General features: G+C 52.2%; 11 protein-coding genes. 6 read left to right on the top strand and 5 right to left on the bottom strand.

Translation table 11 applies throughout. The features are described from left to right. Position 1 precedes the first annotated feature (1 nt). Entirely contained in the window at positions 2-529 is a 528-nt protein-coding gene (locus AB1N33_RS13965) for a DUF3750 domain-containing protein (RefSeq protein ID WP_411272177.1), read from the bottom strand. A 131-nt stretch (positions 530-660) separates the two neighbouring features. Here AB1N33_RS13965 and AB1N33_RS13960 point away from each other — a divergent pair, with 131 nt between their 5' ends. The 3 genes from AB1N33_RS13960 (at position 661) to AB1N33_RS13950 (ending at position 3,035) form a co-directional block, all read left to right on the top strand. Next, complete coding sequence (locus tag AB1N33_RS13960; protein WP_411272176.1) at positions 661-912, top strand: hypothetical protein; 252 nt, start codon at positions 661-663, stop codon at positions 910-912. 3 nt (positions 913-915) lie between these two features. Then, positions 916-2,019, top strand: coding sequence for a threonine aldolase family protein (locus AB1N33_RS13955; RefSeq protein WP_411272175.1), 1,104 nt, complete (start codon positions 916-918; stop codon positions 2,017-2,019). An 80-nt stretch (positions 2,020-2,099) separates the two neighbouring features. Further along, a complete protein-coding gene (locus tag AB1N33_RS13950) occupies positions 2,100-3,035 on the top strand; it encodes a tetratricopeptide repeat protein (protein WP_411272174.1) in 936 nt (311 codons plus the stop codon). On the opposite strand, the gene AB1N33_RS13945 is transcribed toward AB1N33_RS13950, so the two are convergent. Next, a complete protein-coding gene (locus AB1N33_RS13945) occupies positions 3,032-4,402 on the bottom strand; it encodes an MFS transporter (RefSeq protein WP_411272223.1) in 1,371 nt (456 codons plus the stop codon). The two genes, AB1N33_RS13950 and AB1N33_RS13945, sit on opposite strands and share 4 nt — an antisense overlap. 251 nt (positions 4,403-4,653) lie before the next feature. Here AB1N33_RS13945 and AB1N33_RS13940 point away from each other — a divergent pair, with 251 nt between their 5' ends. Both AB1N33_RS13940 and AB1N33_RS13935 read left to right on the top strand, forming a co-directional pair. Beyond that, positions 4,654-7,731 carry an efflux RND transporter permease subunit gene (locus tag AB1N33_RS13940; RefSeq protein WP_411272173.1) on the top strand — a complete coding sequence of 1,026 codons (3,078 nt, stop codon included), beginning with the start codon at positions 4,654-4,656 and terminating at the stop codon, positions 7,729-7,731. After that, positions 7,724-8,755 (top strand): efflux RND transporter periplasmic adaptor subunit, encoded by a 1,032-nt coding sequence (locus AB1N33_RS13935; protein ID WP_411272172.1) that lies wholly within the window; start codon positions 7,724-7,726, stop codon positions 8,753-8,755. Before AB1N33_RS13940 ends, AB1N33_RS13935 begins: the two co-directional genes overlap by 8 nt. Before the next feature lie 61 nt (positions 8,756-8,816). Here the strand turns inward: AB1N33_RS13935 and AB1N33_RS13930 are convergent, their stop codons facing one another. Beyond that, the gene (locus AB1N33_RS13930) at positions 8,817-9,653 is read right to left on the bottom strand and encodes a lectin-like domain-containing protein (protein WP_411272171.1); all 837 of its coding nucleotides are present in this window, start codon (positions 9,651-9,653) and stop codon (positions 8,817-8,819) included. A 364-nt stretch (positions 9,654-10,017) separates the two neighbouring features. Between AB1N33_RS13930 and AB1N33_RS13925 the strand changes: the two genes are divergently transcribed. Beyond that, positions 10,018-10,911 carry an ABC transporter substrate-binding protein gene (locus tag AB1N33_RS13925; protein WP_411272170.1) on the top strand — a complete coding sequence of 298 codons (894 nt, stop codon included), beginning with the start codon at positions 10,018-10,020 and terminating at the stop codon, positions 10,909-10,911. A gap of 173 nt (positions 10,912-11,084) precedes the next feature. Here the strand turns inward: AB1N33_RS13925 and AB1N33_RS13920 are convergent, their stop codons facing one another. Both AB1N33_RS13920 and AB1N33_RS13915 read right to left on the bottom strand, forming a co-directional pair. Continuing rightward, the gene (locus tag AB1N33_RS13920; protein ID WP_411272169.1) at positions 11,085-14,294 is read right to left on the bottom strand and encodes a M12 family metallo-peptidase; all 3,210 of its coding nucleotides are present in this window, start codon (positions 14,292-14,294) and stop codon (positions 11,085-11,087) included. Between the two features lie 473 nt (positions 14,295-14,767). Next, a partial coding sequence (locus tag AB1N33_RS13915) for an IS3 family transposase (protein WP_411272168.1) occupies positions 14,768-15,427 on the bottom strand: 660 nt, incomplete at its 5' end.

The raw sequence follows: 15,427 nt of genomic DNA, 5'->3' as shown, positions 1-15,427 counted from the left end.
GTTAGTCGGCGTAGCCACTGCCTATCGCACTGAATGGCAACACAAGTCCCAGCTCCGGGACTTGCTTGCCTACCCAGGCCGGGAAAGTATTGCTGTTGGGGCCGGGAAAAACTGTGTATTCATTGGCCCAGGGATAGCGGGCAATGGCGTCAGTCACTTTTGGGATAAGCGCCTGTGCTTTATCACCGGTCACCGACAGTACTTTCTCGGGTCGGGCGCCATACCAGAAGCGGTCGGGGGTGGCAGTGCGGTATTCCCGCAGTGCTGGCAAACCGCGATCTACGCGCCATCCGACGACTTCATAGACAGTGTACTCAGAGGCATGCTGTGGTTTAAGCGCCAGCCAGGTATGCACAGCAAACCAGCCTCGCCAGGAAAATGCGTCAGCAGCATACACCTCTATAACGGCATCTGATACCACCTTCGGATCCAGAGCAATGCCCGCCGGTTCACGGCTGGCAGTGCGCCAGTCTGCAGAAGCACAACCGACTAATACGCCAACAATCATCAAAATACACACTAACTTCATAAAACATCACCCAATAAGCAGACATTGTTACTACTGTGTTGGGACGCTCCAGGATTAGTGTTACCTCAATGCAATAGCAAGACAATGTTAAAACCTTTACCATCACACAAACACACGATGTTAAGGGAGTTATGGCAAAGCCAAACAAAAAAGGGCCGGTACGCACCGTACAAATTTCCTGTCTGCAATGTAAAGCCCCGCTGTTTAAATACCGCAAAGGCGGTAAAGGGGCGCTGGTGAAATGTTTTATCGAGCGTATTGTCGAAGACTTCACCACCACAGCCTGTCACTGTCCCGGCTGTGGTCAGGCGTTTGCACGGGAAACCCTCATACGTGGCACACCGGCGTATAAAATGATTGGCGGTAAAGTCCATATGAAGTAAACCATGAGCCTGATCTCACCCTCGCTACAAGCCCGCTACGCCAGCCTGCTCGACCAGGCAACGGCGGTGATCCACAGACATCAGCCACTTAGCGTTAAAGACGAACTTAGCGTACTCGCCGACACGGTTCGTGACGATGACAGACGGGATACCTACGGCCGTGGCGGTATGCTGGAAGCCTTTGAGGCTGAGCTGTGTACGCTGCTGTCCAAGCCTGACTGTCTCTTCTTACCCACCGGCACGCTCGCACAATGTGTTGCAGTTAAGTGTGCCAGTCTGCGCACCGGCCGACAGGGCGTGGCACTGCACCCGACATCACATTTGTTGCTGCATGAACATATGGCGGTAGAACACCTGTGGGGGCTAAAAAGTGTCGAAACGGGAAAGCCTGAGCAGGTGCTGAAGGCACGCGATCTTGATGCGCTTGATCCTGCCTCGCTGTGCGCACTGATTGTTGAAACGCCGATGCGGGAAATTGGTGGGGCCATGCCGTCATGGGACGACCTGCTGGCGATACGCCAGTGGTGCGATACGCACGGCGTCCATCTGCACCTGGATGGCGCACGCCTGTGGCAAACGGCACGCGGATACGAGCGCACACTGGCACAGATCGCCGGCGTATTTGACAGTATTTACATTAGTTTCTACAAAGACTTAGGCGGCATTTTCGGTGCTGCCCTGCTGGCGGACAAGGCGCTGATCGATGAGGCCAGAGTATGGGCCAGACGGGCAGGGGGCAACCCCATTACGCAGTATGCCGAAGTGCTGGCCGCACGTCGCGGTCTTGCACATTACCTGCCGATGATGCCGGAGTTTGTCCACTATACCCGCGTCCTGTGTGATGCCATTCGTCCGCTGCCACTGACACTGATCCCCGAGCAGCCAGAAGCGGCGATGTTCCATGTCAGGCTCCCCATGGATGCCAATAGACTGGTCACACGGTTAAACGACTATGCACAGCAAACCGGCGTTATGGTATTGCCGTTACCCCGCAGTGGCAGTGATACACACTGCGTCTGTGAAGTTTCTGTGGGCGATAACGCAGTTCGTCACGCCCCCGATTTTTGGGCAAAGCACCTCCATGCCTGCCTGCACCAATCTTTGTAATGACTTAACCAACGGTGCAGGGCATACTCTGGGGCGTTAAGTCGCCGGTAAAGTGCGAGCATGTGAGGAGTGGTCAGAAAATGTTACGCGTCATCGCCTTTTGTTGCGTACTGTTTTGTTGCACTGGCCATGCCCAGCAGATCGCCGCCGCATCGCCATCGCATCCGGTTTTATCCTCAGTTGAGTCCTGTATCGCCCGCGCTGTCACCTGTCAGCAGATAGCCAGGGAACTGCAGGCCATTCAGACACCCCACTCGGTCGCCTGGTTTCGCACAACCTACCTGCTGATGCATGCCCTGTGGGAAACCGACCGTATGAGTATCCCGATGGACCAGATGCAGGATTATGCGTCACTACAGCGCAGCCCACCTGTTTTTGCCGCCACGGCCAGTACTATTTATGCCAAGCAGCTGCTCAATGCCGGGCGGCGCGAAGAGGGCGAAGCTTACGCCGAAAAAGCCGCGCACCTGATGATGTCTATGCCGGATGATGCACTCACCCCACGTCGCTATGCCGAAGTCATTGTGCTTCAACAATATCTTCAGAACTTTGACCGCGCGCAGCAACTCATTGATGACGCCATGCGCCGCTTTACCAATATAGGCAAAGCGTACGCCAAGTCAGATTTACTGACCGCCGCCGGTCACAACGCGTACCATCTTAAAAAATGGGAGACCGCGCAGTCCTGGTATCAGCAGGCTGTGGTTGCTAACCGTGACGAAGGCAACCTGATGGGAGCGTCCACGGCTTTCCTTAATCTTGGCCGGGCGTATCAGGCAGACGGACGATTTGATGAGGCTGCAACAGCCCTGCAAGAGGCCATTGCACATCAGGAAAGATACAGCCCTGACACTGTCTTGCGGGACACCTACTACATGCAGTTGCGACTGTGTGAGGTCTGGCTTGCGCAGGGCAAAGCCAATGAAGCAAGTACGCTGTTTGCGACTATTTCACGTGACCAGCTGCACCATTACCACCAGCACTTGTATGACAGCATCGGTGCCGCGTTTCGCTAAGGCGTTTCGCCGTCAGTAGCCGGCGCGGGCGCCTGCCTGCCACGTAACAGCGACATGACAATACCCAGCATCACCAGACCAAGGGACAGCTGAAGCGCGGCGGAAATGGTGTCCATCAGCGGGCCACGCGGGGAGTGACTCAGTGCCACATCGCCCAGATTGGCATGCAGTAAGAAATTGACCAGACTCATTCCGACCAGATTACCAATGGTGCGCGCGAGGTTCATGCTGGCTGAGGCGACTCCCATTTCGCTGTGATCCACCGCGCTCATGATGGCATTATTGTTTGGCGTGGAAAAAAGACCAAATCCCACCCCCACAACGGCCAGTGAAATACCGACGTGCGAGGTCGCCGAACTGGCATCAATCATATTCAGCAAAACAAACCCACAGGCAACCAGCACACAGCCTGCGGTTGCCACAATGCGCGACTGGAACCGGTCCGCCAGCCTGCCTGCAACCGGCGCAGTAATGGCCATACACAATGCCTGTATTAACAGCACACTACCGGCATCAGCAGGTGATAACCCTTTGATATACTGCAAATAAAGACTAAGCAGGAAAACAATAGCGAAATTACTGGCATACATAAAAAACGACGATGACAGCGACAGGCTAAAGACCCGGCTCTCTTTGAACAGCCGGACACGAATGAGCGGCTGCTTATGCTGTTGCTGGTGCGACACAAACAGCACCAGCATCGCCAGTGAGCCCAGACTGCACGCAATGCCAGTGAGGTTTGGCAGCTTTGCCAGGCCGTACACCAGCAGGCCGGCAAAGGCCATAAACAGTACCGTACCAAACCAGTCAAAGCGTGTGTCGGAGTCGCCGCGCCACTCCCCTTTCAGCTTAAGCGCAATAAACGCCACCAGCACCACGATAAACGGTAACTGAAAATAGAATACCGAGCGCCAGCCCAGTGCCTCTGTAAGATAGCCCCCGATGGCCGGTGCGGCGGTCAGACCGATATACACACAGGACGCTACCACGCCTAACGCACTCCCTCGTTTATTAAACGGTGTCACGGACGTTACGATGGCAATACCGGTACCAAAAATCATCGCCCCCGCCACGCCCTGCACAAATCGCCACAGAAGAATACTCTGGATAGAATCTGCCAGCGCACAAAAAAGCGCCGCCAGGGCATTAACCACCAGACCCAGGGCATAGACTTTTTTGCGCCCGAACATGTCGGCAAGTTTGCCGCAGGGAAGCATGAAGGCGACGCTACCCAGCATGTACAGTGTTGGCAGCCATCCCACCTGGCTGGCACTGGCGGTAAGATCCGCAGCCAGCGCAGGAATAGCCACATTGACAGAGGCAAGCCCCATGGGGGCAATCAGATATCCGCTACAAACGGCGATCAGCGCAACCTGCGCACTGGTGAGTGATTTTATGAGGGGCTCCTTATCATTTGAATGCGACAGAATTTAAGGATTATACGCGCCACAGTATAAATGAGATTGCGTCGCGGGACGCGCAGTTTACGGTGTAGCCCCACTGTCGTGCGCTCACTGACGCGGCATACGAGGTCTGACCGCGCGAATAAACACGTGCGTCTGTTACGCACTTCGCACTACACTGTATCTACATTACCAACAAGGATGTGACCAACGCGTTGAAACTCACACAACAGAGTTTGCAAAACCCGATCGCCGTGATCATTGTCACGCTGATGGTCATTGCCATTGGTGTTATTTCGCTGCTGAAAATTCCTGCGCAGCTATTGCCTAATATTGAAAAGCCCGTTATTACGGTTATCAGCAACTGGCCCGGCGCCTCACCGGCGGAAATTGAAGCCGAACTGACCGTGCCCATCGAAGAGGTGCTGGCAGGCACTCCCGGGATGACCGACCAGGTCGCCTGGAGTATGTCTGACTTTGGTTTTATGCAACTGGAGTTCGCGCTGGAAACGGACATGACGCGCGCCCTGATCGACGTTATCAGTCGTCTGAACCGCTTACGTCCGCTGCCGGCGAATGCCCAGCGTCCCCAGATTATGATGGGCGAATGGGGCGATGCGAATGACACGCTGATTGACTATTTTATCCAGAATGAGGCGGGTATCAGCCCGCAGGAAAAGCAGGCTAACAGTAACTTTATTCGCGATGTCATTCTGCCTGAACTGCAGTCACTGTACGGTGTGTCCCGTATTGAATTTGATGACGGTAGCTGGGGCGATGGTGAGCAGCTGCAGATTATTTTTGATATTTACCGTGCCGCTGAGCTTGGTATCGATATCTCGCGGGTGCCTGCCCAAATCGGGCGTTCACAGGATCTGTCCAGCGGTTTCGTGGATGTCGGCCGCAAGCAGTACACGGTGCGCTTTGAGGGGCGCTACGACGCAGAAGAACTTGCCAGTCTGATCCTGGAAGAACGCGATGGCGTTGAAATTCGCCTCAGTGACCTCGCCCGGGTGGAAATAGCGCCTGGCCGCGCTGGCGGCTTTATCTATCAGAACAATAACCCTGCTTTTCGTCTGGCAGTGTCTAAAACCAATGATGCCAATGTGTTAAAGGCCCTGGACGGCATCAAAAGCAAGATGGATGAACTGAACGCAACGGTTTTTGCCAGTCGTAACATGCACGCCCAGTATTCGTTTGACCCAGGACGCTATATCAAGCGGTCGATGGGGCTGCTAACCAGTAATCTTGTACTTGGCATGCTGTTCGCCGTGACCGTGCTGTGGCTGTTTCTGCGACAGTGGCGTGCGACATTGCTTATTGCTATTGCCATTCCCGTGTCCCTGCTCGCCACGTTTGTGGTACTGAATGTGACCGGTCGCTCGCTGAATGTGATCTCACTGGCCGGGCTGGCATTTTCGTCAGGCATGGTACTGGATGCCGCTATTATTGTGCTGGAGAACATTGTCCGCCTGCGCGAACAGGGCGCCTCGCTCGATGAAGCCAGTGATCAGGGCACCACACAGGTCTGGGGCGCGCTGGTCGCCTCCACTGCAACGACCGTCGCGATTTTCATCCCAATCATGTTCCTGGAAGATGCTGAGGGACAAATGTTCGCTGATCTGGCAATGACCATTGCTATTGGCATCACCGCCTCGCTGGTTGTTGCGGTGACGCTGCTTCCGACCGGCGCACGTTATCTGCTGCGCAGCACCGCGTCGCTCCATCACCAGCCTGAGCAAAGCAAATATCATCGTGCTGCCGCGCTGTTAATGCGTATCAGCAACACACGCACTAAGCGACTTGCCTGGATAGGCTCGCTGATCATTATCCCGCTGGCGCTGGTCTTCTTGTTATGGCCTACCAGCAACTACCTGCCGCCGGTAAAGCGCGACACCGTCGACAGCTTTCTGTTTTTTCCGCCCGGCACTAACATTGAAACCGCAGACAAAGAAATTGCCCAGCTTATTGCCGCACGTCTGACACCCTACCTGACCGGTGAAAAGCAGCCTGCGGTGCGCGATTACTTCTTTTGGTCGTTTCCGGGAGGCTCCGGAGGATGGCTGGCGCTTAACGGTGAGGATGGCACCGATCTCGATGTGCTACAGGCCACACTGCAAAACGACATCATCAGTGGCATACCGGATATGTTTGGTTTTTCAATGCGTCGCAGCCTGTTTGGCGGATTCAGCGACAGCAACAGCGTGCGTATAGAACTGACCAGTACCGATTTGGACGCGGTTAAAAATACCGCCATGATGGGGATGGGGCTGGTAATGCAAACCCTGCCGGGCGCTACCGCCAATCCCGAGCCTGATCCGTTTTCTGAAACCACAGAACTGCGCTTCAGCCCGAATGACAGTCGCCTGAGAGAGGTTGGCTGGAGCCGCGATCAGCTTGCCTCGGTCATCGCCAGTCTGGGACAGGGTCTCTGGCTTGGTGAATATTTTGATGGTCAGGAGAAACTGGATATCTATCTGAAAACTGCCCGTTTTGCATCGCCCGATGCAATTGCCCAGGTTCCGGTACAAACGCCTGAGGGCGGGGTGGTTCCGCTGTCAGAACTGGTACATATCGATACCGTACTGGCACCCAGTGCGATTGTGCGCATGGACCGCAAGCGTGGCTACAGTCTGGTAGTCAACCCGCCGCCGGATATGTCGCTGGAGGCGCTGATTACCGCCCTCAAAACCGAGGTCGAGCCGGCATTGCGTGCACAATTGCCGCCTGATGCGCGCATCAATTATGCCGGCAGTGCGGAAGATCTGGCACGCGCCATGTCGACGTTAAGCCTGAATTTTTTACTGGCCTTTTTGCTTCTGCTTCTGATTATGGCCGGCCTGTTTAAATCACTGACCGCCGCTATCCAGGTGTGTATCGCCCTGCCACTGGCGGGCGTAGGCGGTGTGCTTGCGCTGCAGTTACTGAATCTGTTCAGGCCCCAGCCACTGGACTTACTCGGCATGATTGGGTTTATCATCCTGCTGGGTCTGGTCGTCAACAATGCCATATTGCTGGTAAGTCAGACCCGGGATGGTCTCCGGCAGGGCCTGCCTGTGGAGGAGGCTGTTGAACAGTCGCTCAGCATACGGCTACGTCCGATTTTTATGAGCACACTCACCAGCCTGTTTGGCATGCTGCCCCTGTTGCTGTTTCCGGGTGACGGTAGTGATATTTATCGTGGCATGGCCGCGGTGATTGTTGGTGGTATGAGTGTCTCTACCGTGTTCACACTGATTTTATTACCCTGCTTATTGCAGCTTACCTTCAGGAGTCGTTCATCTCATGCGTAACCGGCTACGATATCTGGCACTGTTTACCGCCCTGACACCACTGACTGCAGCAGCCCAGGATATGCCCCCGGCCCAGGTCGAGGTCGTGCAGGTCACGCGCCAGGCCATGACGCCCACCGTCCAGTTGAAGGGCAATGTCATGGCGTTAAAAAACGCCGTGGTGTCGGCAGAAGTGGACGGGCGACTGGAAGACATTGTACTGGTTGGCACCTTGCTGCAAAAAGGCCAGCAGCTGGGCCAGATTAACCCTGACCGCTACGAGTTTGAGCTTGCCAGAGAGCGCGCTGAGTTAAAGGCGTTACGGGCAGATCTGACGTTTCGTAACAACGAGGTTGCGCGGCTGGAAACACTCATAAAACAGGATAATGCCTCTGCCACACAATATCAGCGTGAGCTGGCGGCCAAGCAGGTGGTCGAACAAAACATTCTTGCAGCCCAGGCCGATGTGGCCCGGGCCGAGCGCAACAAGGCAGATACAACACCCAGGGCGCCGTTCGACGGCGTAATAGCAGAGCGTCTTGCCAATATTGGTGAGTTTATCCGGGCGGGAGAGCCGCTGGTACGCATTGTTAACAGCCAGCAAAAAGACATCAGCGTACCGGTGCCACTTCGCTATGAGCCGTTGCTGCGCGAGGGCATGCAACTGGACGTCACCAGCCGTGATCGCACTTTCACGCTGCCGGTTCGCAGTGTCGTGCCGGTCGGTGACATGAATTCACGGATGATAGAAGTTCGCCTGGATGCCAGTGACAGTGAACTGCTGGCCGGTGATGCGGTTACCGTGCTGGTGCCCAAAGCACCGTCAGGCAACGAGGTCGCGATACCCCGTGACGCGCTGATTATTAAAGGGAACGACCGCTTTATCTACGTGGTTGACGCCAATAATAAAGCGCAAAAAGTGACGGCGACTATTCGCTATGCACACGGCCCTTATCTGGTGCTGGAAGAGGGTGTTAACGACGGCGATTACGTCATCATCCGCGGGGGTGAACGGCTACAACCGGGTAGTCTGGTGCAATATTGATGAGACAAAAAAAGGGATTGCACCGACGTGCAATCCCTTTTTGACATATTGTCTGACGGGCTTATTTGCGGGCACGCGCCACGCGAAGACCCAGCAGACCTGCCAGCATAAGCATCAGGCCCGCAGGCTCTGGAACACTGGTTTCAGTGATGGGTTCAAAGTCATCCGCAAAGCTCAGACTCAGAATATCGTGCGTACCACCAGCAGCACCTGTACCTGAACCAAAGCCAACAAACACATCCGACGAACCGAATACGCCTGCCAGATCATAGTTGTAAGACAGCAGCGCCGAACCAGGTCTGACACTGTCAGACGCGACACGCACTTCCAGCGTGTCCGTTGCACCGTCGTAGTCCACCCATGAATACCATACGTCACCATTGTTAAATGGTGTGGCGTAATTGTACTGCGCAACTGAGTCCATTGAGCCGTTCAGGTTAACGCCAACGTGGTTGCCGTTATTGTCATCGACGCCACCGTTTGACCAGGTATCAAATTCAATCGCAACCGAGTTGAGAATATTCTGATAGCCGATACCACCACCTGACGCACCCGCTGTGTTGTCGTTCGTCTGCAGAATAAAGGTAATACCGTCTGCACCCAGCACACCGTCAGCCCCGTCTGTCCAACCCGTATTATTGGTTATCTGAAAGCTGAAGAACGCGCTGAATGACGCATCATTAAGCAGCGAAATAGAATCTTTAATAAACGCCGTACCTGACTGTCCCAGCCCCTCGGTCAGTCTTAATACATCCTGCGAACCATTGCTGACAGCCTGGGTAGTTCCATTGAGCTGAATGTTGCTGGTATCAGAGAAATCGTTATAGGTGATTAGCGCAGACTGCGCATTGAATGTTACCGCGCTTAACAGGCCGGCGGCCAGAATCAGTTTGTTCATTACTACTACCTCAAAAAGAACGACAGACTAAATGTCCTTGATCCCGAGGCATTAGCAGAACACGTGCCAAGTCATAACCTATTGAATTAAAACAAAATACTTAATCATTGGATAAATCATGTAAAATTATCTGACACGCTTTCGCGTAAAGCGGCCCACCCAGTTGATGACTGTTCGTGCGATGAAGCGTAATTAGGTCTAGGATAAGAGCGTGACGCTAATTGGTTGATGCACGGTGAGGAAAGCCTTTTTGACGAACAATACTTTTAAGTCAGGACGACGCAGACGTTCAGTTAATATGTGCTGTAATTTACTGTTCCTTTCCGTATTGTTCTCTTCGCACCTGGCAGCAAAAGATATCCTGGTGATTGATAGTTACCATGCCGACTATCCCTGGGTAAAAAGCTACAGGGCAGGCCTTGAGGACGTGTTGCTGCCAGCCCATTCTGTCAGCTATTTTGAAATGAACACCAAGCGTATTCCGCATGATGCGTTTGGAGGGGCGGCCTTAGCAGCATGGCAAGCCTGCCAGCAGCAGTCACCTGACATCGTAATGCTGGCCGATGACAATGCACTGAAATATGTCGGCCCGATACTCATCGACCATCACATTCCCTTTGTGTATTTTGGCATTAACGCTAACCCCCGCGACTACGGCATCGGGATCTCCAGTGAATTTGGCGGGGTACTGGAAAGGCTACTGATTAAACGCGCCATTTTACTGTTACGCCGTTTTGCAGACGTAAAACGTGTGCTGGTGTTGTTTGATAACGGCACAACATCGTCCGCAATCGTCCAGACCGTCTTTGAGAATAAGCCTCATCATACCTATTCAGGAATTGCTGTGGATGTGCAGCAGGCAACCACATTTGCCGACTGGCAGCAGGCCATACACAACGCCGGGGAATATGATGCGGTACTTGTCGGTCTTTATCAGACGTTAACCGATGAACATGGCAACAGTGTGCCGGAAGAAACGGTTATCGCCTGGACATCAGACAATGCCGGCGTCCCTCCGTTTGCACTGTGGGACTATGCCGTGGGCAGTCATAAGGCCGTCGGTGGCTATGTTATCTCTGGTTATGACCAGGGCAAACTTGCCGGGCAGATTGCCGCGCAGTTTGAAGGGAAAAAGGGCGATACCTCAATGCCACAAACCACAACCAGTTCAATGCTGCTGTTTAGCCGGGCGCAACTCATAAAATGGAATTTGACGATACCGGCAGATCTCACCGGCATTACCTACTATGTGGACTGACCCGTTGATATCACGCGGCCCCATCTGACGACAAACAACACACACTACCAGATGTTGCAGTGTCGTTGGACATTAATCATGTGGCACGAAAAGATATTATATTTGGCAACGAATCTGGCTGGATCCGGCGTTTTTCCGTCCAAAAAAAGGTGGGCTATTGCCCACCTCCTATGCTACTTGGTCATCCGTCTTCGGAACGCGGCCACTAACGCCAGCAGGCCAATACCAAAGCCAAACGAACCACCGCCGCTTTCGCCTGACGGCTGTGACGGTGTAGGCTCGGGCGTAGGTGTCGTTGGCGCCTCATAATTGGCGTTTTGCAGCACAACTGTTGCTGACTTCTGCGCCAAACCATCATCCGCTGTTACCGTGTACGATACACTCTCCCAATCGGTCTGTACGGAGTTTGGCAACGAAACAGTGATGGAATTATCATCGTTCTGAACGAAGTCAAACGCGCCGTTTCCGGCTGTCCATTCCACAGTCAGACTCTGCCCAGTGTTATAGTCAGAGATTGAGAGGATATCGACGACATACTCCCCCGTCTCATCCACGTTAATCACATATTCAGACTGTGATGCACCATTTTCCCCAAGAATGACCGGGGCTGTGTTCACCTCTACCACAACGGTGTCGGTGTTACGTGGATTGTTTCTCGCATCCATGTCATCAACCGGATAGGCAGTGATTTCGACATCAAGACTGCCAGAGGCCGGCACTATCGCCGACGCATCGAGCGTAATACGGTTGTCACTGGTGCGCTCATAAACAACGGCACCGGTTTCGTCGCGCTCAACATCAGCATTGGCAACTTCCACTACATACTCAAGGTCTGCATTGAGGTTAGAAATCTCAATAGGCAGAGAAACTTCAGTACCTGACTCAGCCACCAGCACGTTATCATCATCGAAACGGATAACGGGCGCTTCACGTCGCTTCAATACTGCGGTACCTCTGGTTTGGTAACCGATATTGCTTGCTAGTGATACCGTAAGCGCATCACCAGATTGCTGATCGATTGCTGCCTTATCGACACGAACAACCACTTCGATTATGTCGTCATTGATATCCGTCTCACTCAGAACATAGGCTGCATCTACCGTTCCTGCCGTTTTTACATACGACTGCAACAGGGAGTAATCAACCAAGTCCCCAGCTTTCTCTACGGTGAATTTCACATCGATATAGTCGTCCTCACCCTGATCGACGATGTATTCAACAAACGGCGTATCCGTACTGATTTTCACATCATGGTAGAACGAGTTTTCATCAAGGTTAAACACAGCATCTTCATAACCAAACACTATTTCCGACCCGCTGCTTACATATTTGAAAGCAATTGGCTGGTACGCCCTTGAACCGGCGTAGTAGTTGCGGAAAATAAAGTTAGGTGAGAATTGACCATAGTCTGCCGTTGTCACGCGCAGCTCCAATCGCCCAGTACTTATTACATCGTCAATAGTGCTGATTATTTCGATATCAGTAATGAGATCATTCTCAACAACCGATGTCTGGTAGATAGAGTCAGGCAGTATTTCCATGACCACATCTTCATAATAATCAAGGTAGCTCTGGATTTCATCGAGCAGTGACTGACTGACTTCATATTCCACAATGCTGCTGGTGCCGGCTGTCAGAAGTGTCTCAGGGTTAACGTTACTGACGCGAGATACTGTGTCATACACTCCCAGCAATGTTGAAGGGTCGTTGCCCCGGCTCGTGTAGGTTACGACAGGTTGTACATCTTCACCATCCAACACGCCCTCTACGATAGCAATCTCGTAGGACCCATACTGAATAAGGATTTCATCCTGACCGGGCTCAAGCGGTACCGTAGCCAGAAACGTATCGCCAAATGTTTCGTAAATGGCCAGCGTCTGTGGCGCTGTGGGTGAGCTTGGCTCCCAGCGGTGGATAACTCCAATAATCGTCTCGTCGCCGCCATCCCCCGGGATAGTATAAATACCGCCTTCCTGCTGTGTATGCTTTGCAGCAACGCTATTATCAGCGGCCAGAACAGGTACAGCAGTTTTCAGGTATGTACTGGCATCAGCACCGGTTGGTGCATACGGATCGACACCCAGCACATAATCATAAGTATCCGGTGACGAGAAGAAGCCTACTCTCTGACAGTCATCACAGTTGAGCCCGTAACTCATGATGGAATATTTGTTCACCGTCGGATCGTTATTCTCGAAACCGAAATTGAAATTAAAGTCCGGACGAGTAGTGGGATTGCCCTGACCGTCAATATCGCGATCGTGATTCAGACCGAAAATATGGCCAAATTCATGCGCAGTTGTCACGCCGGCCATACAGGTATCTTTAATGTTTGTGGTTCCCCTGATGGTATTAATCGGAGTAACGGCACCGCGCAATGACGGCGTTTCCATTGGCGCATAATCACCCAACCCCGCGTTACCACAAATGAAGTTTTCAGAAAAAGGGGAGTCATCGCTCGTACCGATAAATGCCGTAATGAAGGGTTTGTCTTCATAGGTGGCATTGAAAGTCGAATTGAAGCGGTCGGCGCTGTCTGTGGCTACAGAGATATCATTGACCGCGAAATCAACATTAACATTGCTTTGCTCGTAGTATGATGCTGCCAAATCTACACTTTCGATAACTTCTTCGACGGCTACGTCGTAGGCATTATCTGCCCCATTGTCGTATAGCTTAAGCAGGTAATTAGGGCTTAACCGGTAATCAATGCTGATCCTGTGGTTGTTATCCCCACGGGTGTACTCTTCAAGCGTAACGCCGCGACTCTGGATTTGAGATAACTGAGCGCTGTTAAACGCCAGATCTGATACGGCATCAAACTTATCATCTGGAAAGGCTTCGAAAGTAACGGTTCTTAGACCATTGATATTATCGCTTATCACGATGCTCTGACCGGGTGACTGCTGCATCGCGTTCTGTGTGGCCTGAGCGCCGTGTTGTGTCCTAATGGCTTCGCGCACACTGGATTCGAGGCGTGATGTGTCGAGTTTGATGCGCTGCTGCCGGGGCTCCGCTCTCAGAACATCATCCTGTAATTTTGACACTGATGTTGGCGAAAGTTTATTGCCCTGCACGTCGTATTCAACACCATCGATGCTCGCCGTCGCATTCAATTCACCATCTTTCATTCGAACAGTGAATGTGTTGCCTTGTCCGTCAGAATACATTCTAACGTGGCCGCGCTGGTCGGTTTTGGCTTTCAGCAGGGTATAGGTGTTACCTCTTAACGAGATCGTCTCCTGCTTTTCTACAGAAGCTGCTTTAAGTGCAGTTGATAAAGGGCTGTTATCCAGTTCGCTAAGAGTTACTTTGGCATTCGCTGTTGCGCTAAGTGCCATGGAAACGGCAGCCGCCACTGGCAGTAAACGTGTTAGACGCATAATCTACTTCTCCTTTGCGCCGGTTATCTTCTACGCTTTGGCTGACGTTGGCGCACTTTGCAAGCCACCTCCCTGATAATCAGAAAGGAAAAAACGTAGTCAAAAATAGAATGAAGAACTCTCCATGAGTCCCACTAATCTATCATAAAAGAAGCGACTAAGTATGCGACAATTAAAATGAGCTAAAATCAAGATGTACTAATTTTAATAATCCTTTTTATGCAGCTGTAAGATTACAAAAAAGCATCATACTTTCAATTTTTCAACATATTGATTTTATTATGAATTATATTTAACCGCTTTGTGAAAAGTATCATACTTTTAACGGCTCCATCTGGTTCAAGCCAGAATATGACAACAAAAAACCATCATACTTACCTACAATACAATAACTTACGCCAAACCATATATGGCATATGGAGAGTAAACTTCGGCTTTTAGTCACAAACAAAGATAGTTAAGGTTTGTAGTGGTCAATAAAACCCGGACACCATTTTAGCTAATTCTTCCGCTTTTGCCGGTGGTAGCCCATCGTTAAATTGATGCGGTCTTTCCCAGTTGTAATAATTCATCAGGTAATATCCCACATCTCGTTTTGCTTCATTTGGCGAATGGTAGCCGGTTGATGGCATCCATTCGGATTTCAGGCTTCTGAACACGCGTTCCATTGGGCTATTATCCCAGCAGTTACCTCTGCGACTCATACTCTGAACCATCTTGTAGCGCCACAGCCTTTGTCTGAATTTACGAGCACCGTACTGCGAGCCCTGGTCGCTGTGGAACATCACGCCTGTTGGCTTACCCCTCAGCTCGTAAGCCATATCTAAAGCCCTTGCGGCAAGCTCCGCATCCGGTCGATGTGACATACTCCAGCCGATTACCCGTCGAGTATGCAGGTCAATCACGACGGCTGCATAATGCCAGGCTGAGCCAGTCCAGATGTAGGTGATATCACCGCACCAAGCTTGGTTAGGCTGTTCCACATTGAACTGCCTGTCCAGTAAATTAGGGATGTCTGGCCGCTCAACCTGCACGTTTTTGTATGCGTGCTTACCCGGCTGCTTGCTCATCAGCCCTTGTTCTTTCATCAGCCGGCCTACTTTGAACCGGCCCATGACGATGCCTTCATCGCG

Origin of the sequence: Alteromonas nitratireducens, assembly GCF_040812025.1 — a bacterium.
Taxonomy (GTDB): Bacteria; Pseudomonadota; Gammaproteobacteria; order Enterobacterales; family Alteromonadaceae; genus Alteromonas; species Alteromonas nitratireducens.
The sequence above is the reverse complement of the archived record's forward strand: the minus strand, read 5'-3'. Positions and strand labels throughout refer to the sequence as shown.

Bases quoted from the DNA above. Each gene is read 5' to 3' on its own strand.
- AB1N33_RS13960 (WP_411272176.1), top strand. From the start codon at position 661: ATGGCAAAGCCAAACAAAAAAGGGCCGGTACGCACCGTACAAATTTCC.
- AB1N33_RS13930 (WP_411272171.1), bottom strand. From the start codon at position 9,653: ATGAACAAACTGATTCTGGCCGCCGGCCTGTTAAGCGCGGTAACATTC.
- AB1N33_RS13950 (WP_411272174.1), top strand. From the start codon at position 2,100: ATGTTACGCGTCATCGCCTTTTGTTGCGTACTGTTTTGTTGCACTGGC.
- AB1N33_RS13955 (WP_411272175.1), top strand. From the start codon at position 916: ATGAGCCTGATCTCACCCTCGCTACAAGCCCGCTACGCCAGCCTGCTC.
- AB1N33_RS13935 (WP_411272172.1), top strand. From the start codon at position 7,724: ATGCGTAACCGGCTACGATATCTGGCACTGTTTACCGCCCTGACACCA.
- AB1N33_RS13965 (WP_411272177.1), bottom strand. From the start codon at position 529: ATGAAGTTAGTGTGTATTTTGATGATTGTTGGCGTATTAGTCGGTTGT.
- AB1N33_RS13920 (WP_411272169.1), bottom strand. From the start codon at position 14,294: ATGCGTCTAACACGTTTACTGCCAGTGGCGGCTGCCGTTTCCATGGCA.